The sequence below is a fragment of the Agrobacterium tumefaciens genome (assembly GCF_005221385.1).
GTDB lineage: Bacteria > Pseudomonadota > Alphaproteobacteria > Rhizobiales > Rhizobiaceae > Agrobacterium > Agrobacterium tomkonis.
The window spans coordinates 1,042,501-1,060,847 of the sequence record NZ_CP039904.1 but is presented as its reverse complement, the minus strand read 5'-3'; the positions used below and the strand labels follow the sequence as shown (position 1 = coordinate 1,060,847).

Annotated in this window: 17 protein-coding genes, 1 tRNA gene, 2 rRNA genes and 4 pseudogenes (1 of these 24 running past the window's edge); 11 read left to right on the top strand and 13 right to left on the bottom strand. The window is 57.0% G+C overall.

Annotation, left to right across the window (positions count from 1 at the left end):
* Window positions 1–122 precede the first annotated feature (122 nt).
* Complete coding sequence (locus CFBP6623_RS20090) at window positions 123–641, top strand: ribonuclease H family protein (RefSeq protein ID WP_080842874.1); 519 nt, start codon at window positions 123–125, stop codon at window positions 639–641.
* Window positions 642–910: 269 nt separating this feature from the next.
* Here the strand turns inward: CFBP6623_RS20090 and CFBP6623_RS27105 are convergent.
* The 3 genes and pseudogenes from CFBP6623_RS27105 to CFBP6623_RS20080 form a co-directional block, all read right to left on the bottom strand.
* Window positions 911–1,098, bottom strand: a pseudogene (locus CFBP6623_RS27105) (ISNCY family transposase); the annotation flags it as partial.
* A 139-nt stretch (window positions 1,099–1,237) separates the two neighbouring features.
* A complete protein-coding gene (locus CFBP6623_RS20085; protein WP_046801938.1) occupies window positions 1,238–2,263 on the bottom strand; it encodes an SAM-dependent methyltransferase in 1,026 nt (341 codons plus the stop codon).
* A complete protein-coding gene (locus CFBP6623_RS20080; protein WP_046801937.1) occupies window positions 2,260–3,048 on the bottom strand; it encodes a DUF1295 domain-containing protein in 789 nt (262 codons plus the stop codon). Before CFBP6623_RS20080 ends, CFBP6623_RS20085 begins: the two co-directional genes overlap by 4 nt.
* Before the next feature lie 192 nt (window positions 3,049–3,240).
* On the opposite strand from CFBP6623_RS20080, the gene CFBP6623_RS20075 reads away from it, so the two are divergent.
* From CFBP6623_RS20075 to CFBP6623_RS20045, 7 genes are all read left to right on the top strand, one after another.
* On the top strand, window positions 3,241–4,611 hold the full coding sequence (locus CFBP6623_RS20075) for an NAD(P)/FAD-dependent oxidoreductase (RefSeq protein WP_046801936.1): 1,371 nt from the start codon (window positions 3,241–3,243) through the stop codon (window positions 4,609–4,611).
* Complete coding sequence (locus CFBP6623_RS20070; protein WP_080842873.1) at window positions 4,608–5,426, top strand: DUF1365 domain-containing protein; 819 nt, start codon at window positions 4,608–4,610, stop codon at window positions 5,424–5,426. Before CFBP6623_RS20075 ends, CFBP6623_RS20070 begins: the two co-directional genes overlap by 4 nt.
* Window positions 5,413–6,645: an SAM-dependent methyltransferase gene (locus CFBP6623_RS20065; RefSeq protein WP_046801934.1), complete on the top strand. Its 1,233-nt coding sequence runs from the start codon at window positions 5,413–5,415 to the stop codon at window positions 6,643–6,645. Before CFBP6623_RS20070 ends, CFBP6623_RS20065 begins: the two co-directional genes overlap by 14 nt.
* Before the next feature lie 27 nt (window positions 6,646–6,672).
* Complete coding sequence (locus CFBP6623_RS20060) at window positions 6,673–7,050, top strand: DUF2147 domain-containing protein (RefSeq protein WP_046801933.1); 378 nt, start codon at window positions 6,673–6,675, stop codon at window positions 7,048–7,050.
* Window positions 7,051–7,119: 69 nt separating this feature from the next.
* Window positions 7,120–7,548, top strand: a complete 429-nt coding sequence (locus CFBP6623_RS20055; RefSeq protein WP_046801932.1) for a DUF2177 family protein — start codon at window positions 7,120–7,122, stop codon at window positions 7,546–7,548.
* Window positions 7,549–7,688: 140 nt separating this feature from the next.
* The gene (locus tag CFBP6623_RS20050; protein WP_046801931.1) at window positions 7,689–8,231 is read left to right on the top strand and encodes a sigma-70 family RNA polymerase sigma factor; all 543 of its coding nucleotides are present in this window, start codon (window positions 7,689–7,691) and stop codon (window positions 8,229–8,231) included.
* Window positions 8,228–8,938 carry an anti-sigma factor gene (locus CFBP6623_RS20045; protein ID WP_046801930.1) on the top strand — a complete coding sequence of 237 codons (711 nt, stop codon included), beginning with the start codon at window positions 8,228–8,230 and terminating at the stop codon, window positions 8,936–8,938. The genes CFBP6623_RS20050 and CFBP6623_RS20045 overlap by 4 nt, the downstream gene beginning before the upstream one ends.
* A 70-nt stretch (window positions 8,939–9,008) precedes the next feature.
* Here CFBP6623_RS20045 and CFBP6623_RS27100 read toward each other — a convergent pair.
* A pseudogene (locus CFBP6623_RS27100) lies at window positions 9,009–9,177 on the bottom strand (aldehyde dehydrogenase family protein); the annotation flags it as partial.
* A 66-nt stretch (window positions 9,178–9,243) separates the two neighbouring features.
* On the opposite strand from CFBP6623_RS27100, the pseudogene CFBP6623_RS20035 reads away from it, so the two are divergent.
* Window positions 9,244–9,519, top strand: a pseudogene (locus tag CFBP6623_RS20035) (nitrilase-related carbon-nitrogen hydrolase); the annotation flags it as partial.
* 12 nt (window positions 9,520–9,531) lie between these two features.
* Window positions 9,532–10,686 (top strand): iron-containing alcohol dehydrogenase, encoded by a 1,155-nt coding sequence (locus tag CFBP6623_RS20030; RefSeq protein WP_080842872.1) that lies wholly within the window; start codon window positions 9,532–9,534, stop codon window positions 10,684–10,686.
* 110 nt (window positions 10,687–10,796) lie between these two features.
* Here CFBP6623_RS20030 and CFBP6623_RS20025 read toward each other — a convergent pair whose 3' ends face one another.
* Both CFBP6623_RS20025 and CFBP6623_RS20020 read right to left on the bottom strand, forming a co-directional pair.
* Complete coding sequence (locus CFBP6623_RS20025) at window positions 10,797–11,501, bottom strand: anti-sigma factor (RefSeq protein ID WP_046801927.1); 705 nt, start codon at window positions 11,499–11,501, stop codon at window positions 10,797–10,799.
* On the bottom strand, window positions 11,498–12,043 hold the full coding sequence (locus CFBP6623_RS20020; protein ID WP_046801995.1) for a sigma-70 family RNA polymerase sigma factor: 546 nt from the start codon (window positions 12,041–12,043) through the stop codon (window positions 11,498–11,500). The genes CFBP6623_RS20025 and CFBP6623_RS20020 overlap by 4 nt, the downstream gene beginning before the upstream one ends.
* A 201-nt stretch (window positions 12,044–12,244) precedes the next feature.
* Between CFBP6623_RS20020 and CFBP6623_RS20015 the strand changes: the two genes are divergently transcribed.
* Window positions 12,245–13,033: a DUF4394 domain-containing protein gene (locus tag CFBP6623_RS20015; protein ID WP_046801926.1), complete on the top strand. Its 789-nt coding sequence runs from the start codon at window positions 12,245–12,247 to the stop codon at window positions 13,031–13,033.
* 89 nt (window positions 13,034–13,122) lie between these two features.
* Here the strand turns inward: CFBP6623_RS20015 and CFBP6623_RS20010 are convergent.
* From CFBP6623_RS20010 to CFBP6623_RS19985, 7 genes and pseudogenes are all read right to left on the bottom strand, one after another.
* Window positions 13,123–13,269: pseudogene (locus CFBP6623_RS20010) on the bottom strand (fasciclin domain-containing protein); the annotation flags it as partial.
* 37 nt (window positions 13,270–13,306) lie between these two features.
* The gene (locus CFBP6623_RS20005) at window positions 13,307–13,723 is read right to left on the bottom strand and encodes a DoxX family protein (protein ID WP_046801924.1); all 417 of its coding nucleotides are present in this window, start codon (window positions 13,721–13,723) and stop codon (window positions 13,307–13,309) included.
* Window positions 13,707–14,711, bottom strand: a complete 1,005-nt coding sequence (locus CFBP6623_RS20000) for an alpha/beta fold hydrolase (RefSeq protein WP_080842871.1) — start codon at window positions 14,709–14,711, stop codon at window positions 13,707–13,709. The genes CFBP6623_RS20005 and CFBP6623_RS20000 overlap by 17 nt, the downstream gene beginning before the upstream one ends.
* Window positions 14,712–14,714: 3 nt before the next feature.
* Complete coding sequence (locus tag CFBP6623_RS26915) at window positions 14,715–14,888, bottom strand: hypothetical protein (protein ID WP_167379176.1); 174 nt, start codon at window positions 14,886–14,888, stop codon at window positions 14,715–14,717.
* Between the two features lie 192 nt (window positions 14,889–15,080).
* A tRNA-Met gene (locus CFBP6623_RS19995) sits at window positions 15,081–15,157 on the bottom strand.
* 226 nt (window positions 15,158–15,383) lie between these two features.
* Window positions 15,384–15,498 (bottom strand): 5S ribosomal RNA (gene rrf, locus CFBP6623_RS19990).
* 255 nt (window positions 15,499–15,753) lie between these two features.
* A 23S ribosomal RNA gene (locus CFBP6623_RS19985) occupies window positions 15,754–18,347 on the bottom strand; it runs 292 nt beyond the window's last position.

Here is an 18,347-nt window from a genome sequence, read left to right as displayed (position 1 = left end):
CTGTCCCGATACAAAGAACAGGAGATTTTGATTCGACGAGGACGTGGTAAACGCCATCTACAGAAATGACTCGAAGGCACTGTTATTTTTCCAGGCGGTTTTGACACGGGAAAACGAGCTCGATGACTGCTCCACTCACAATCTACACGGATGGTTCGTACGATCCCGTTGGAATATCGGGAAGCTGGGCATTTGTCGTCTTCGAGACGGGGCAGCAACTCCATGCTGCGCGTGGGATGGAAATCGGACTTACAAATAATTCCTTTGAAGTCATGGCAGTCACGAAAGCACTTTTATGGCTGGATGCTCACGCTCCTGGCCGGACAACCGTCCTTTGGACGGACTCCGTTCATGTTGTCGAAGGTTGCCACCGCCATCGCAAAATCTGGCGGACCAATGGTTGGAAACGTATCAACCCCAATTCGCGAGTTCGAAAACGGCAGATACCGGATGAAGCCCTGTGGCGGAGTTTGGATAGCTTGCTCCTTCGTAATCCGAACGTGGAGATAGAGTGGTGCAAGGGACACTCCGGTATAGCGGGAAATGATCTCGCGGATGCTTTGGCTCGCACCCGAAAGCTTAAGCCGGCACGATCAGTGATGAGCGTCGACCCATGCGATCCTGATTTATCTGAAACGTGAGAATGAAAAATCTACTCGCCAAGTGGCGGAAGCCACGTCTGAGCTGATCCAAAAATGGTGACACCCCACGCAAGGCGAGATGCGGTGAATCTAATGGTCCAAGTCCGGAGGATTGAGGGACACCAACGTAAAATGGTCCGCGGCGGGGTTTTTTTGTGGTATTTGAGGGACTTTGGTTGCGGGGCCCTGAATGCACGGAGACTTGTCAGATCGGGGCGGGTGGTAGATACACCCCTTCGGTTTCCGCTTTGAGACAATTTATCGATGCGCTATTCGGCAGTATCGAGTGACAACAGCGCCTTCTTTCGTTCTGCAATCACCGTTGGATCGCTCATGATGTCCTTCAGCCGGCCCGGCGTAGGGCATGCTTGACGTAGCCATTCTTGTCGCTGTTGCTCTTTATCGTCGGCTTGGCCTTCTGGTCCTGACGCTCCTTAATATAGGCCAGTATATCACCATAGGCTTCGCGTCGCAGGCGCGGCTGACGAAAGATGCGGCCAGCCTATTCATTATTGCGGGGATGCAAACATTCGTTTTGGCAAACGTTTCGAGCGCGGTTTTTAGAAGGTACCTACGCCGATTGTGTGGCGCCAACACTAAACCCTCTTAAAAAAGTAGTGCCCCACACCCCACACGTCACCGCCCTCATGCCCGAAAAGCCCCGCGGTCGCCAGGAAGAACAATCGCCAACGCCTTTCCCACAGCCGGGCGTCGGCACCATAGGTTTGCTGCAGAATGGGTCGGATACGGTCAATTTTTTTGTCGAAATTTTCGAGCCAATCGAGCGCTGTCCGGCGATAGTGCGACCCTGACCAGCGCCACTCCCGCTCGACGGCGAAAAGCTGACTGAAGCGATGGGGAAGGTCGAAGGCCGGCATGATGCCGCCGGTGAAGAAGTGGCGGGCGATCCAGTCGGCAGGATTGTTGTGGTCGAAACGATAGGATCGGTCGCGGTGGTTAAACACATGCATGAAAAACCTGCCGTCCGGCTTCAGCCACGAGTGAACACGCTCGAACAACACGCGCCAATTCGACATATGCTCGAACATTTCCACCGATACGACACGGTCGAATCGATCGCCCGTCGTGAAATCATTCATATCGGCCGTCACTACAGAAAGGTTTGAAAAACCCCGTTCTCGGGCACGAGCGATTATATATTCGCGCTGCGACACGGAGTTCGAGACTGACGTGATGCGCGCATTTGGGAAACGGCCGGCCATATGGAGGGATAACGAACCCCATCCGCAGCCGAGTTCCAGAATATCCATGCCGTCCTCAAGGCCGGCATGGGCCGAGGTCTTGGCCAAAGCAATATTTTCAGCTTCATCCAGCGTCGTCGTGGCATCGTCATAATAACAGCAGGAATATTTGCGCTGCTCTCCCAGAACGAGCGCAAAAAATGCCGCTGGCACTTCATAATGCTGTTTGTTTGCATCGTCGGTATGGCTGGCGACGGGAAACTTCATCATATCCGCCGCGAAAGCCTCTTCCGCATCCGCTGTAATGGCGGCAAGCCGCCGCTTCGTCCGTGCGCAGAGCATATCTATTCCGGCGAGCGTCACGCTGTCGCTGAGCGGCGCGCGCTCGGCGGCGTTGATCGCGAGTGCGAGCATGTTCATGGCTTGTCCTCGTTCTTGCGTGGCCCCGGAAAAAAGGCGTTGACGCGTTGTTGAAGGGCGCGGAATTTTTCCCCGCGCGATTGCAGCATATGGTCTTCAAGCGGCGGAATGCCTGAGACATGGACAAGCAGCCAGTACATCATCGCCGGTGCGACGAGCGATACCCATGACATGGCCTGCCCCTGAATGGCCAGCAGCGGAAAACCGCACCAGAAAAGCCATTCGAAAAAATAGTTGGGATGGCGGGAATAACGCCACAGCCCGGTTTCGCAGACACTGTTTTTTGCCGCTGCGGTCTTGCTGAATTTCCAGAGCTGGGCGTCGGAGAGCGCTTCACCTGCCAGCGCGCCAAGGGCAACCACCATGGCGATAACGTCAACCACACGCGGAAACACATGGGTGTTGCTTGCCGCAAGATAGACCGCAAGAACAAGCACGAAAGCAGCGATTGCCTGTATCTGCAGGAAGATGAACAGCCGCAGGGCGGCAGCGCTCCCCCATTGCTTCATAAGCTTTGCATAGCGGGGATCTTCCCCGCCTCTTTTCGTGCGCATGCCGATGTGGCCGGCAAGCCGCAGGGACCAGACAACGACCAGGAAAAGTGTAGCACCGCGCCGCCAGCCGTCTCCGCCGGCGAAAACAACAGCGAAAATTCCGCCAAGCCCGACACTCCCAGCCCAGACCGTGTCGATCCAGCCGCTTGAACCGGTTGCTCTCTGCAACGCCCAAGCGCCCGCCATCAGAAGCGACATGAGAATGGCAAGCGTCAGGACTACAGAAAACATCACTAATTCGCTCGCCATTTTGAATGGTTTGAGGTCGGGTTTCGTGATGGCAAATACGAGCGGACCGGCAAAGTAGTTTCAGGCGCCGGACAAAATTTCAAAAAATCGATGCGCCGGTGAAACTGATCGGGCGGCCTCCTCGTACATGTCGCAGTCCCCAAGACTGGATTGGCAGTGCTATAGCGAGGAAAAATGGTCGACACGGAAGCGAAAAAACAACAAAGCCGCCGCATCGCCGTCGTCGGAACGGGAATTTCCGGTTTGTCGGCGGCCTGGCTTTTGTCGCAACGGCACGATGTAACTGTTTTCGAAGCGGCTGACCGCATCGGCGGCCACACCAATACGGTGACGTTCAGCACGGACCATGGACAAGTCCATGTCGATACCGGATTCATTGTCTATAACGAGCAGACCTATCCCAATCTCACCGCGCTTTTCCAGCAACTGGGCGTGGCGACCGCGGCTTCGAACATGTCTTTCGCCGTTTCTCTGGATGATGGCGGCTTCGAATATTCCGGCGGAACCGGCCCTGGCCTGCTGGCCCAGAAGTCCAACATCCTGAGGCCACGTTTCTGGGCGATGCTTGCGGACCTTTTGCGCTTTTACCGCAACGCCCCACGCGACCTGCATTTGATGGGCGATCTGTCTCTCGACGAATATCTCTCCCGCAACAGGTATGGTTCAGCGTTCCGCGACGATCATCTTTACCCCATGGCTGCGGCCATCTGGTCCACGCCGGCCATGGAGGTCGGCCGTTATCCGGCGGCGCATTTCATCAAATTCTGCCGCAATCACGGCCTGCTGTTGCTGCGCAATCGGCCGGTCTGGCGCACAGTCGTCGGTGGCTCGCGCGAATATGTGAAACGCATCACGGCACCGTTTGCGGACCGAATTCTCCTCTCGACGCCGGTGAAGCGCATCCACCGCCTGCCGGGCGGCGTCGAAATCACCACTGCGGACGGCAAAGCCATGCGCTTCGATGACGTGGTAATAGCAACCCATGCGGATCAGGCGCTCGACATGCTCGCGGATGCAACACGCGCCGAACGGCGCATTCTTGGCGCTTTTTCCTACACCCAAAACCGCGCCGTGCTTCACACCGACAGCCGTTTCATGCCGCGCCGCCGCGCTGCCTGGTCAAGCTGGAACTATGTGGCCGACACGCGCATTAAAACAAGCCTGCCGAGCATTACCTACTGGATGAACAGGCTTCAGCCGCTGGGCGAAATCCCGGACATTTTCGTAACGCTGAACCCGGCGCGGGAACCGGATCAAGGAAAAATCATCGCGGAGGAAACCTATCACCATCCGGTTTTTGACGCTGGCACCGAACAGATGCGTCAGGAGCTATGGGCCTTGCAGGGTCTGCGAAACACCTGGTTCTGCGGCGCTTATTTCGGATCCGGTTTTCATGAAGATGGTCTTCAGGCCGGCCTTGCCGTCGCCGAAGATCTTGGCGGCGTATCCCGTCCGTGGAAGGTTGCTGACGACAACGGCCGGATTATCCGCCTCGATTTGGCGACGATTGCGACAGACACGGAAATCATGGAGGCGATGGCATGACGTCTCCCCTCACCTCGGCGCTTTTTCCCGGCCATGTAACGCATGCGCGCTTCAAGCCGAAAACCCATAAGCTCGCCTACCGGATTTATTCGCTGCTCCTCGACCTTGACGAGTTGAACGTGCTCGACCGGAAATTGCGATTTTTCTCCGTAGACCGGTTCAACCTGTTCTCGTTTCACACCAGGGACCGCGGCAACCGCAGCGCCATCGGGCTGCGCCAGCAGATCGAGGCAGCCATGACCGCGGCAGGCATGGCAGTGGACGGAGGGCCGATACGTCTGCTCACCATGCCGCGCGTGCTCGGCTGGGCCTTCAACCCACTCAGTGTCTTCTTCTGCTACGGGCGCGACTTGTCGCTCAAAGCTATCCTCTGGGAGGTGGACAACACGTTTGGCGAGAGACACTCATACCTGATCCCGGTGGAAGCCGGAAAATCGACCGAGATCGTCCAGCGATGCGACAAGGCCTTTTATGTCTCTCCATTCATGGACATGGATCTCCACTATGTTTTCCGCGTCGCCCCGCCCGGCGACAGGCTGAAAATCGTTATCGATACTTTCGACAATGACGGCCTGGTCTTGACCGCCCGGCATCTGGCCCGGCGTGTCGAATTGACGGACGGTGCGCTTCTGAAAGCTTTGTTCGCCATTCCCCTCCTGACGCTCAAGGTCGTTCTGGGCATTCATTGGGAGGCCCTGAAAATTTGGCTGAAAGGCGTGCAGCTCAGAAAACGGCCGCTGCCGCCTGCCAGTCCAGTCTCCTTCCGTCATCCTTCATCGTCGCAAATCGAGGCCAAAATTCATGACCCCGTTTGACAATCTCACGGAATTATCGGCGAAGAATACGCGCCTGAACGACCGCATCAGCCCAGGCATGTGGCTCATCAACCGGCTGTTGAGCAATATCGACAGGGGAAGATTACACATCACTCTTCCCGGCGGCGGCTTCATTGAAAAATCCGGCGCAACGAATGGCAGCGAGGCAATCCTTGTCCTGCATAGCTGGCGCGCGATCCGGCGGATGCTGCTGAACGGCGACATCGGCTTTGCCGAGGGTTTCATCGAAGGCGACTGGACCACACCAGATCTGACGGCGCTGATCCGCTTTGCGGCCCAAAATCGCGAGGCGTTCGCAAGGTCAATGCGTGGCAGCCTGCCGATGCGCCTTCTCAACCGCACTGCGCACGGGTTGAATGCCAATACCAGACGCGGCAGCCGTCGCAATATCGAAGCGCATTATGATCTCGGCAACGAGTTTTACCGGCAGTGGCTTGATCCCTCGATGCTGTATTCGTCGGCGATTTTCGATGACACGGCGTCTACGCTCGAGGCCGCCCAACTGAAAAAACTGGACCGTATCGTCGATAAACTGCGATTGAGCGGCGGTGAAAACATATTGGAGATCGGCTGCGGCTGGGGCGCACTCGCCATTCACCTTGCCACGCAGGCCAAAGCCAACGTCACCGGCATCACTCTCTCCCCCTCCCAGTTAAAATGGGCAAAAAATGCAGCGGAAAAAGCGGACAGTACAGACCGCATCGATCTGAGGCTGCAGGATTACCGCGACCTGAACGGCCAATTCGACAGGATTGTCTCCGTCGAAATGTTCGAAGCAGTCGGCGAGGCCTATTGGCCGAGCTATTTCGAAACGCTGAAAAGATGCCTGAAACCGGGCGGCAGCGTGGTGCTGCAGATCATTTCGATTGAAGAAAGCCGCTTCGATACATATCGGCGTAAGGCGGATTTCATCCAGAAATACGTCTTTCCCGGCGGCTTTCTGCCCTCAGATGCCGCGCTCGAAAAGGCGGTCGGCAAAACCGGCCTGAAGCTCACCGACAAGGAACTTTTCGGCCAGTCCTACGCGCTCACGCTCGCCGAATGGCGCCAGCGTTTTCATGCGCGGTGGCAGACGATTTCCCTGCTCGGCTTCGATGACCGCTTTCGGCGGCTTTGGGATTATTACCTTTGCTATTGCGAGGCAGGCTTTGCCGAGGGGAGCATAAACGTCGGCTTCTACACGATCGAACACAGATAAGGCGGGACCAAACTGCGGAGAGAGACAATGATGATCAACGGGTTGACGGTTGCTTCCGTCCTATGGCCACTGCTGGTCGCGTCCAGCGCGACGGCGGCCGATATCGACGGCAACTGGGCGCGCGGAGACGGCCAGGCGAAAGTACTGATCGCGCCCTGCGGTGAAAATATCTGTGCCACAAACACCTGGATCAAGCCGGGCACCCCGAAGGAAAAGGCCGGGGACCGGCTGATCATGGACATAAAGCAGACAGAGGCAGGCAGTTATTCCGGCACCGCTTTCGACCCCCAGCGGGATAAATCCTACAGGATAACAGTGACAATAAACGGCAACGGCATGACCACGAAAGGCTGTATCGTCGCCGGCCTGCTGTGCAAGGGCATAAACTGGACAAGGATCGACTAGCCACATCTTCACGTTGCTTCGACCCCCCATCGTCGCTTCCTTATCGATGCCCTGCAAAGGAAAACACCAATGAAAACCTATTTCGCAGCCTACCTTTTTACCCTCGTCGCCTTTCTGGTGATTGATTTCATCTGGTTGAGCACGATGGCGTCGCGTCTTTACCGCCCGGCCATCGGCGATCTTCTGGCAGAAAACTTCCGGCTTGCTCCGGCGGTCATCTTTTACCTCATCTATGCCGCCGGCCTGACCTTTCTTGCGGTTCGCCCGGCCTTTCAGACGGGGGAATGGACGACCGCGCTGCTTTATGGCGCAGTGGTCGGCTTCATGGCCTATGCCACTTACGACCTGACCAATCAGGCGACGTTGAAAAGCTGGTCCACGACCCTGACCGTCGCCGATCTCCTATGGGGAACCTTCGTCTCTGCGGCAGCGGCTACAATCGGCTATCTCATCACGGTGCGGCTTATCGGCCCGCTGGAAAATCCGACGGGCCTATGATGACGACATCCCCTCTTACCGGCCGCTTAAGTCCGATAACCCTGCGGCCCAGTCGTTGCCAGGTTCGCAGCATGAGCATGCATCTCTTGTCTTCCTGCGAAAGACGACCCTATAAAGGAGGCGCAGCAAGGAAGGTTCGAATGCAGGGCACAGAGATCGCAGGCCTTATCAACCGCGTCGGCATGGGTGATCGTTCAGCATTCGTCTCGCTTTATCAGGCAACCAGTCCGAAGCTTTTCGCGATCTGCCTGAAAATCCTGCGTGACAGAACGGAAGCCGAGGAGGCGCTGCAGGAAATCTATATCAAGGTATGGCAGCGGGCTCGAACATTTGCCGCCAGCGCCGGCAAACCCGCCACATGGCTTGCCGCCATTGCCCGCAACCATGCAATAGACACGATCCGCGCACGCAAGCCCATAACCGACGACATTGAGGAAGCCTACGATCTTGCCGACGAGAGCGCCCGCGATCCTGAGCAGCAGATCGTTCTCGCCGATGAAGGCCGCAGGATCGAAGACTGCATGCGCGAGCTTGAGACCGTACACGCACAGGCGGTGCGCCGGGCCTATGTCGAGGGCTTAAGCTATCTCGAACTCGCCGAAGAATTGCGCGTGCCGCTTAACACGATCAGAACCTGGCTGCGACGCAGTCTTCTCAAGCTCAGAGAGTGCATGCAGCGATGACGACGGGCGAACAGAGCGGTGGCAAGCATTCGCGAGACGACATCCTCGCCGGTGAATATGTCCTGGGCGTCCTGCCGCTCGAAAAGCGCCGTGAACTGGAACGACGCCTGCAGGACGACGAGGCCTTCGCACAGCTGGTGCAGCGTTGGGAGGCGGATTTTTCCGACTTCAATGCCGATTACCAGGAGCAGGCACCGAGCGCTGCTGTTCTTGCGCGTATCGAAGAACGCCTGTTCGGCAGCAGGACCGCCAGTACCAATGGCAGCCTCTGGAATTCCGCGTCCTTCTGGCGCTGGATCTCGGTTGTTACCAGCGCAACCGCCGTGGCCGCCATCGTTTACGCCGCCTTCCCCGAAAAGTGGCAGGGCGCCACCCCGCTGGTAGCCGAACTTGCAACGACCGACAGCCAGGTTAATCTCCTCGCCTCCTACGATGCGGAATCCGGACGGATGCGCATTGTGCCTGTTGCAACCGGTAAGACCGACGAAAAATCGCTGGAACTGTGGCTGGTGCTGGACGGCGGCAAGACCCGCTCGCTCGGCGTCTTCCAGCCCGGCACGAATGGCGATCTTATAATCCCCGCAGACATGCGCAACAGCATCACCGAAGGCACCATCTTCGCGATCAGCGTCGAACCTTTCGGCGGCTCGCCGACTGGTCAGGCAACCGGCCCTGTTATCGCCGTCGGCACGGCGCGATGGGGATGAAGATCCGAAGCTTCCCGATTTCGAGGCGAGTCCCGATGAACGCGTCACGATGCGAGATGGGTCGTAACGGTCAGTCTCCGAAGCCGACGATGCCCTTTATTTCGGTGAACTCCTGCAGACCGAACTTGCCATATTCCCGACCGTTGCCCGACTACTTGTAGCCGCCGAAGGGGGCGGCCCCCATCCCAGGCGGAGCTGTTGAGGCGCACTATGCCGGTTCTGAGCCGTCGTGCGACGGCAGTGTTATCGCCGAATGCACCAATGCCGGGCCCAGCAGACCCGCCACATCCAGAAGACCCGAGAAAAGACCCCGCTGCGGCGAGAACAACGTCTATTTCGCCTTCGCCAATGTACTTGATGAGCCACGGAGATATCTGGGCAAGAGTGCCGTGTTCGGGCCGGACTCCTTTGCCTTTCCGCGTCAGGAATCGGTGATACCGGACGCGGAAGGGATTGCCGGTGCGACCGTCGACACCACCAATCTCGATACACCCTATCCAACGAACATCGTCCGGCGAAAAGACCTTGTTGTCATGCGTCAGCCGCATCATTATCAGCCTCTCGTCAAATGGCATCAGTAAAAGGTCGGCAGGATGTCCACATTCACATTCGCAACCGTCCCGCAGATCATTGCGGGACCGGGCTGTATCGCAAAGCTTTCGGAGCTGAGGAGCATGCTCGGTCCGCGCGTTCTGGTGATTTCGGACGATGGGGTCGTCAAGGCGGGGCTCGTTCAGCCGGCGCTTGCCAGTCTTACAGAAGCCGGCGCCGAAACATCAATCTTCACCGGTGTTGTCGCTGATCCACCGGAAGCCATCATCCATGCGGCTGCGGCACAGGCGGTGACGTTTGGCGCAACCGGTGTGCTGGGCATCGGCGGCGGCTCGTCGCTCGATGTCGCAAAGCTTGTGGCGCTCATTGCCAAAAGCGGCGAAGCGCTCGACACTATCTACGGCGTTGGCAAGGTGACGGGGGAGCGTCTGCCGCTGGTGCTCGTGCCGACAACGGCCGGTACCGGATCGGAAGTCACGCCGATTTCGATCATCACCACGGGCGAACACCAGAAAAAGGGCGTAGTATCACCCGTACTTCTGCCAGACGTGGCGCTTCTCGACGCGAACCTGACCATCGGACTTCCTCCCGCCGTGACCGCGGCGACGGGAATTGACGCAATGGTCCACGCCATCGAGGCCTTCACGTCCGCCAGTGCAAACAACAATCCCGTTTCCCGTGCCCTTGCCAAAGAAGCCCTGCGGCTTCTCGGAGCGAATATCGCGATCGCCGTCGAGGATGGAACCGACCTTGCCGCCAGACAGTCGATGCTGCTGGGTGCAATGTTGGCGGGGCAGGCCTTTGCCAATTCGCCTGTCGCTGCCGTTCATGCTCTCGCCTATCCGATCGGAGGCCGCTACGGCGTTCCCCACGGTCTTTCCAACAGTCTGGTACTGCCGCACGTCTTGCGCTTCAACGCGACGGTGTGTGGTGATGCCTACGCGGAACTGGCACCGTGTCTCTTTCCTCACCTTGAGCCTGCCGATCAGAACGGACGGCTCTCCGGTTTCATCGACGGACTAACGATGCTGCCAGTGCGCCTTAATCTTCCCGTAAGGCTGAGGCATGTCGGAATTCCAAAGGAGGGAATTCCTCTGCTCGCGGAAAGTGCGATGGAGCAGACCCGCCTGCTGGTCAATAACCCGCGTACCATGTCGCTATCGGATGCCGCCAGTATCTACGAGGTTGCCTGGTAAGCAGGCCAGTGCACACGTCACATGAGTTATAGCCAGCCTTTCTATAACTCACATCATCAAAATATTGAGCTACCATACAAGCACCGAAACGGAGATATCTGGCGCGATTGTTATCGCAGCAACTTCGCGAGGCCCTTAGCGAGGATCGGTCCGGTCGGACGCCCGGTTGGAGATCCGCCAGCGTCTTCCAGGGTGATCTCGTAGAGCTGGTCCCCCCTTGGTGTTGGCAATTCCGGAACAGCCAGATGCGCCGAGCGCGCACCGTCGATCAGGCCAAGCGATACGGGCCCTGTGTCTTTGGACGGCAGGGTCCAAACCTGGATCGTCTTGTCCCCGGGGATGTTGAAATCGGCCAGCATACGGATCGTCGCCTGCGCGTTGCCGAAATCTTCGACGACCGCCTGCACCTCCCCAGCATCATTGATTAGAACCGCGACGACAAGCGGTTCCACCGTCCGGGTCAGGCTGTAGGCAAGCCCTATCGCGAGCAAAAAGGTGGCGGCGACGGCCGAGATCGCGACCATTCGCCAACCGCTTCTACGGTTGTCATTGGCATTTGAGATCAGAGGCATAACACCGGGTTGATCCTGGACCGGCAAGGCCGCTTCGATGCGCTGCCAAAGCTGCTCGGTGACGATAGCGGGTGCCACGCTCATGTCGAGTGGCAGGAAGCGCTCGCGGCTGGCAGCAATTGCGGCGCGCAGTTCAGCATCGCGTTCCATGGCAGCCTCAACCTCGTCAACATCCCCGGCCTCTATCAGGCCCAGGACATATTCATCGGCAATAGCAGGGATATCCTTACGATCGTAGGTCATGCCATGCACTCCCGGAGAGCTGCAAGGCCACGCCTGATCCAGGATTTCGTCGTACCGAGCGGAATGCGCAGCCTCCCGGCGATCTCGCCATGCGAGTAGCCGCCGATATAGGCCATAAGAATGCCGCTCCGCTTACTCTCGTCGAGTCCGCCAAGGCAATCGTAGAGCCGCGAACTGCGGTCCAGCCTGTGCCATGCCGCCATGACCTCATCCGCCTGCTCGCTTTCGCGCAGGGCCTCCACTTCCTCGACTGTGTGCTCGCGCTTTCCATCCCGCAGGAGATTAAGTGCCCGGTTGCGGACAATGGCATAAATCCAGCCTCGGGCGGAGCCGCGATCGGCCTTGTACTGATGCGCATGGGTCCATATCCGGATGAAGGCGTCCTGCACCACCTCTTCGGCAAGCTCGCGACGCCGGACAATGCGCTCGGCGACCGCTATCAGGCGTCCCGCCTCCCGATCAAAGATCAAGCGAAGCGCATTGCGATCACCCTTGGCACAGGCAGCAAGTGCCGTATCGAGATCGTCCGGCCTAGAGCCCATCAGCATCTATCTTCTCCCAACACCGACGAAGAAGACTGTCGGCTTTGAAAACTATACCCGCCGAATCAACGAATGGATGCAAGCCGAAATTATTTTTTCGCAGGCTGCATCCAAACGGCATGGCTGGCGTGTCTTCAGTTCAGGAAGCGTCGAGAGCCGAGCGCTACACGACTTCCGAACGGTTCAACACGGGAGAAAGACATGAAGATCATTCGTTTCGCACTGATTGCCTCCGCTGCTTCCATCACAGTGGCATCGGCCGCATTCGCGGCCCCCGTCCTCGGCCTGACCGGCGACAAGACACTCGTCATCTTCGATACGGAGAAACCGGCGGTGACGAAAAAGATGGACGTGACTGGCGTCGACAAGCTTGCAGGCATCGACTTCCGCCCCGGCAACAAGACGGTGATCGGCGTCACCCCGGATCATCGCATCGTCTCGATCAATCTCGAAACAGGCGCCGCCACCGACGTCGCCAAGATGGACAAAATGCTGACCATGACGCAAGCCCCTGTCGTGGTCGACTTCAACCCTATGGCCGATCGCCTGCGCTTCATGACCGGAACGACCAACCATCGCGTCCATCCGGATACGGGCGCGGTGACGGTTGACGGTGTGCTTGCCTTCGAGGAGGGTGACATGCACAAGGGCGAGACCCCGAACATCGTCGCTGCTGCCTATACAAACTCCGTCGGCAAGCCTGAAAAGACTGCCATGTATAATATCGATGCCACGATCGGCGCGCTGATCCAGCAGACCAAGCCGAATGACGGCACGCTGAAAGCAATCGGCAAACTCGGCCTCAAAGACAAGCCCGCGGCCTATGCCTTTGATATTCAGGGCATGGCGGACGGCAAGAACGTGGCGTATCTCGCCGCATCCAAGACGCTCTACACGGTCAACCTCGAAACTGGCGCGGCAAGCGAAGTCGGCCCGATCACGGGGCTCGACAACGAAGTGCGCGACATCGCCGTTCTGCCGAACATGTAATTCGGCTGACGTTCAACGACGAAAACTGAAAAGGCCGGCGACCTCAAGTGTCGCCGGCCTTTCTGATGACGGAATGGCCCCGGACTACATCTTGGGCAAAGAACCTTGTCGATGACATGGATGACGCCGTTGGATTGTTTGACGTCGGCGATCGTCATGTGCGCAACACCACCCATCTCGTCGGTGAGCGTGATCTTGCCCATGCTTTCCCCAGCCTTCAGGATGCATCCGCCGACGATGAAACTTTTCGAATTTCGTCAGACGATATCAAAGCTATTTTTCGCCACGCCTGAATGGCCAAACGACGATATTTCCCGCGAAGAGCGCCAACCACACCAGGCAAGGCTGCAAAGGCAATCGGATGAGATGGTAGGACCATTGCCATGGCGAAACAGTCACTGCACCAAGGCTGTCGATGGCATGCTTGATATTGGCCGGGAATACGCAGATTGCATAGAACGCCAGGCCAATGCCGGCGGCTTTCCGCAGCCGTGGCACCAGAAGTCCGACGGCGCCGGCGATCTCACACAGACCGGTCAGGAAAATAACCGCCTCGGGCTCAGGAACCCAGGCAGGCGTGATACCGAGGAAGGGTTTGGGCAGGACGATATGCAGAATGCCCGCGAGACCATAGAGGCTGGATAGTCCCCACTGGCACCGCCGCTGCCAGACATCAATCCTTGCCGTCACGTGCTATCCTCCGCTCGACATCCCTTTTCACGGCGTTGAGGTTCGACTTGCGGCCTGCGACCGTCTCGATCGCCGCGATTACCAGATCGCCGGCGACGAAATCCGACTTATGCCCGAGATTGTGCACGACGATCAGACGGGCACCGAGAATATCGCGGGCGAGATGACGGGAGTGGACCTCAGGGGAGACGATACTATCAGTATCACCAGTGATGATGACCGTAGGCGCTTTGATTTTGTGGTAATTCACCGAAGCCGCTCTGGCCCAGTCGCTCAAAGCCGCAACCTCTCTCGCATTGTGCCGAAATGCGAGCGGCCGCAGCGCTTGCAGGGCACGTGTCTTGTCGATGTAGTCGGCGGGAACCGGGTTCGGAGCAAAGACGCCTTTCGTGGCATTGTTGATCGTCATAAGCCCGATAGGTGGCACGATAAGAGTGCTGAAGAGAGTGCCTGTGATCGGGGCGCTGGCGGCCTCGTAGTACCAGGCGATCCCGCTATTCCATGGGTAGACCGCCGGAGACAGGAAGACGAGGCCTAAGACCATATCCGGATGGCGAACGGCGAAGGACGCGGCAATTGCTCCCCCGAAGGAGTGACCGACAATAATAGCGCGGTTGATGCCTCGCTTCTGCATGAGGGCGGCAATGGAGTCGGCTTGACCGTCGGGCAAAATGTTCTGCTCACCACCGACGTCGGAATTGCCGTGACCCGGGCGATCGACGAACAACAGCTTGGCCCGTTCCTGTAGCTTTGTCCGAAACGAGAACATCGGATCGTAAAGGCTGGCGCTGGCGCCATGAATAAAGACGATTGGTGGCAAGTCTGGCTTCCGACCAGTCTCAACCAGGACGCTATTGAGCTTGAATCCACCGACATCGGTACGGACTTGATCGTCCCGCTTTGGCGCAGCAACCGCTTTAGAAGCAATCAACGCGAAGCAGCCGATCATCAGAAACACGGCGGTCAGGCAAAGAGTTCGATCCGGCATATCCTAGAGCTGCCCCGCGGTGCCACTGGCAAAGATCGGACCTGAAGGAAGGCCCGTCGGCATGAGGACGAAGGCATTGTTTCCCGCCATGACATGCTGGATGATATCGCCCTGGCGTCCGCGGAACGTGTCATAGCCGTAAACGGTCTTGAGTATCTGCAACGGGTCGGCGGTCACGGCGGCTTTCTTCTTCGTTGGATGATTTGCGCATCATGGCCAAATCCGGATTTATCGCAATCTCGAAAGGCTGAATCGGCCACAGAAAGAGAGACAGATTACGACTCAGATGATGCATAGGCATTTGAGGGCTTAGAACGCAAAAGCCCTCCGATGAGGAGGGCTTATTCGTTTGATAAGTCTTGAAGATTTTGGTTGCGGGGGCAGGATTTGAACCTGCGGCCTTCAGGTTATGAGCCTGACGAGCTACCGGGCTGCTCCACCCCGCGTTACCAGTGTAAATCCCTATGGGATTTATCGCGACTGCATCACAGGGAAGCTGTGATGCCTACTGCCGGAGCAAATTGCCGAAGGCGATTTGTCTCCTGTAAGGGACGCACGAGGCGTTTGCCTTATGTTTTAAGTCCCGGAACGACAAAAGGCCGCTATTAGCGGCCCTCTTGTATCGGCTGGGCCGAAGTTTGATTTGAGAAGATTTGATGTTGCGTTTTGCAGACCTGGCAGCGACCTACTCTCCCGCGTCTTGAGACGGAGTACCATTGGCGCTGGGGCGTTTCACGGCCGTGTTCGGAATGGGAACGGGTGCAGCCGCCCCGCGATAACCACCAGGTCGGCAAAACGCAACATTGATCATGTTTTCACATGAGTGTTGTTTCGAGAAGCTGGGTGGCATTGCCACTTTTTATCTTAATTACACGTCTTTCCGTGACTGGTCCGTTTGCCTGCCTTGCTCGAGATCGAGCGTGGCAGCCATACAGGACGCTAGTCCGTCGCGCCTTTTGGCGCGGCCCGTCCGGAGCCCTTCGGGCGTCAGGACAGAAGAATGATGTCATCGAACTTTGTTTGATGAACATGAACAATGGGAACGAAGAAGTCGATCGAGCTATTAGTAACGGTAAGCTTCACATGTTGCCATGCTTCCACACCCGTCCTATCAACGTGGTCGTCTTCCACGGCTCTGATAGGGAACACTCGTTTTCAGGTTGGTTTCCCGCTTAGATGCCTTCAGCGGTTATCCATTCCGTATATAGCTACTCTGCTATGCCCTTGGCAGGACAACAGATCCACCAGAGATACGTCCATCCCGGTCCTCTCGTACTAGGGACAGATCCTGTCAATATTCCTACACCCACGGCAGATAGGGACCGAACTGTCTCACGACGTTCTGAACCCAACTCACGTACCGCTTTAAATGGCGAACAGCCATACCCTTGGGACCTGCTCCAGCCCCAGGATGCGATGAGTCGACATCGAGGTGCCAAACAACCCCGTCGATATGGACTCTTGGGGGTCATCAGCCTGTTATCCCCGGCGTACCTTTTATCCGTTGAGCGATGGCCCTTCCACACGGGACCACCGGATCACTATGACCGACTTTCGTCTCTGCTCGACTTGTCAGTCTCGCAGTCAGGCGGGCTTATGCCATTGCACTCGACGACCGATTTCCGACCGGTCTGAGCCCACCATCGCGCGCCTCCGTTACTCTTTCGGAGGCGACCGCCCCAGTCAAACTACCCACCATACACTGTCCCGGATCCGGATAACGGACCGCGGTTAGACATCCACGAAGATAAGGGTGGTATTTCAAGGATGGCTCCACAAGAACTGGCGTCCCTGCTTCAAAGCCTACCACCTATCCTACACATGCCTTGGCGAATGCCAGTGTAAAGCTATAGTAAAGGTGCACGGGGTCTTTCCGTCTGACCGCAGGAACCCCGCATCTTCACGGGGAATTCAATTTCACTGAGTCTATGTTGGAGACAGCGGGGAAGTCGTTACGCCATTCGTGCAGGTCGGAACTTACCCGACAAGGAATTTCGCTACCTTAGGACCGTTATAGTTACGGCCGCCGTTTACTGGGGCTTCAGTTCAGAGCTTGCACCCCTCCCTTTAACCTTCCAGCACCGGGCAGGCGTCAGACCCTATACGTCGTATTGCTACTTCGCAGAGCCCTGTGTTTTTGATAAACAGTCGCTACCCCCTGGTCTGTGCCACCCCATCATAGTTGCCTAAAATGGGGTCACGCTTCTTCCGAAGTTACGCGTGCAATTTGCCGAGTTCCTTCAACATAGTTCTCTCAAGCGCCTTGGTATACTCTACCTGACCACCTGTGTCGGTTTCGGGTACGGTCTATACGGTGGAGCTATTTCCTGGAACCTCTTCGCCGCACATTCAATCCAATAAGAATGTACAACACACGAGATCCGTCACTACCACCAGGCCCACGAATATTAACGTGGTTCCCATCGACTACGCGTGTCCGCCTCGTCTTAGGGGCCGGCTAACCCTGCTCAGATTAACTTTAAGCAGGAACCCTTGGTCTTTCGGCGAGGGAGTCTCTCACTCCCTTTATCGTTACTCATGTCAACATTCGCACTTCCGATATCTCCAGCAGCCCTCACGGGTCCGCCTTCACAGACTTACGGAACGCTCCGCTACCACATGCCTTACGGCATATCCTCAGCTTCGGTGCATGGCTTTAGCCCCGTTACATTTTCGGCGCAAAGACCCTTATTTAGACCAGTGAGCTGTTACGCTTTCTTTAAATGATGGCTGCTTCTAAGCCAACATCCTGGTTGTTTTGGGATCCTCACATCCTTTCCCACTTAGCCATGACTTGGGGACCTTAGCTGGAGGTCAGGGTTGTTGCCCTTTTCACGACGGACGTTAGCACCCGCCGTGTGTCTGCCGACTAGTACTCCTCGGTATTCGGAGTTTGGTTAGGATCAGTAAGACGGTGAGTCCCCATAGCCCATCCAGTGCTCTACCCCCGAGGGTATTCGGTCGACGCTCTACCTAAATAGATTTCGCGGAGAACCAGCTATTTCCGAGTTTGATTGGCCTTTCACCCCTAGCCACAAGTCATCCCAATCTATTGCAACAGATACGGGTTCGGCCCTCCAGTTGGTGTTACCCAACCTTCAGCCTGCTCATGGCTAGATCACTCGGTTTCGGGTCTAATGCAACTAACTCAATCGCCCTATTCAGACTCGCTTTCGCTGCGCCTACACCTACCGGCTTAAGCTTGCTAGTTACACTAAGTCGTTGACCCATTATACAAAAGGTACGCCGTCACCCTTGCGGGCTCCGACTGTTTGTAGGCATCCGGTTTCAGGTTCTATTTCACTCCCCTCGTCGGGGTGCTTTTCACCTTTCCCTCACGGTACTTGTTCGCTATCGGTCATGCACGAGTACTTAGGCTTGGAGAGTGGTCTCCCCATGTTCAGACAGGATTTCACGTGTCCCGCCCTACTCAAGGACAATGACTGTTCTACGCGTAAGGGGCTATCACCCTCTATGGCCGACCTTTCCAGATCGTTCCGCTTTATTCATCATTGCCACTGGCCTGGTCCGCGTTCGCTCGCCACTACTTGCGGAGTCTCGGTTGATGTCCTTTCCTGCAGGTACTTAGATGTTTCAGTTCCCTGCGTTCGCTTCTTACCCCTATGTATTCGAAAG

Excerpts from the sequence above, each read along its gene's own strand:
- CFBP6623_RS20055 (WP_046801932.1), top strand. The coding sequence starts at position 7,120 with ATGAAAACCTATTTCGCAGCCTACCTTTTTACCCTCGTCGCCTTTCTG.
- CFBP6623_RS20070 (WP_080842873.1), top strand. The coding sequence starts at position 4,608 with ATGACGTCTCCCCTCACCTCGGCGCTTTTTCCCGGCCATGTAACGCAT.
- CFBP6623_RS20085 (WP_046801938.1), bottom strand. The coding sequence starts at position 2,263 with ATGAACATGCTCGCACTCGCGATCAACGCCGCCGAGCGCGCGCCGCTC.
- CFBP6623_RS20025 (WP_046801927.1), bottom strand. The coding sequence starts at position 11,501 with ATGACCTACGATCGTAAGGATATCCCTGCTATTGCCGATGAATATGTC.
- CFBP6623_RS20030 (WP_080842872.1), top strand. The coding sequence starts at position 9,532 with ATGTCCACATTCACATTCGCAACCGTCCCGCAGATCATTGCGGGACCG.
- CFBP6623_RS20080 (WP_046801937.1), bottom strand. The coding sequence starts at position 3,048 with ATGTTTTCTGTAGTCCTGACGCTTGCCATTCTCATGTCGCTTCTGATG.
- CFBP6623_RS20045 (WP_046801930.1), top strand. The coding sequence starts at position 8,228 with ATGACGACGGGCGAACAGAGCGGTGGCAAGCATTCGCGAGACGACATC.
- CFBP6623_RS20020 (WP_046801995.1), bottom strand. The coding sequence starts at position 12,043 with ATGGGCTCTAGGCCGGACGATCTCGATACGGCACTTGCTGCCTGTGCC.
- CFBP6623_RS20000 (WP_080842871.1), bottom strand. The coding sequence starts at position 14,711 with ATGCCGGATCGAACTCTTTGCCTGACCGCCGTGTTTCTGATGATCGGC.
- CFBP6623_RS20065 (WP_046801934.1), top strand. The coding sequence starts at position 5,413 with ATGACCCCGTTTGACAATCTCACGGAATTATCGGCGAAGAATACGCGC.
- CFBP6623_RS20075 (WP_046801936.1), top strand. The coding sequence starts at position 3,241 with ATGGTCGACACGGAAGCGAAAAAACAACAAAGCCGCCGCATCGCCGTC.
- CFBP6623_RS20090 (WP_080842874.1), top strand. The coding sequence starts at position 123 with ATGACTGCTCCACTCACAATCTACACGGATGGTTCGTACGATCCCGTT.
- CFBP6623_RS20060 (WP_046801933.1), top strand. The coding sequence starts at position 6,673 with ATGATGATCAACGGGTTGACGGTTGCTTCCGTCCTATGGCCACTGCTG.
- CFBP6623_RS20050 (WP_046801931.1), top strand. The coding sequence starts at position 7,689 with ATGCAGGGCACAGAGATCGCAGGCCTTATCAACCGCGTCGGCATGGGT.
- CFBP6623_RS20015 (WP_046801926.1), top strand. The coding sequence starts at position 12,245 with ATGAAGATCATTCGTTTCGCACTGATTGCCTCCGCTGCTTCCATCACA.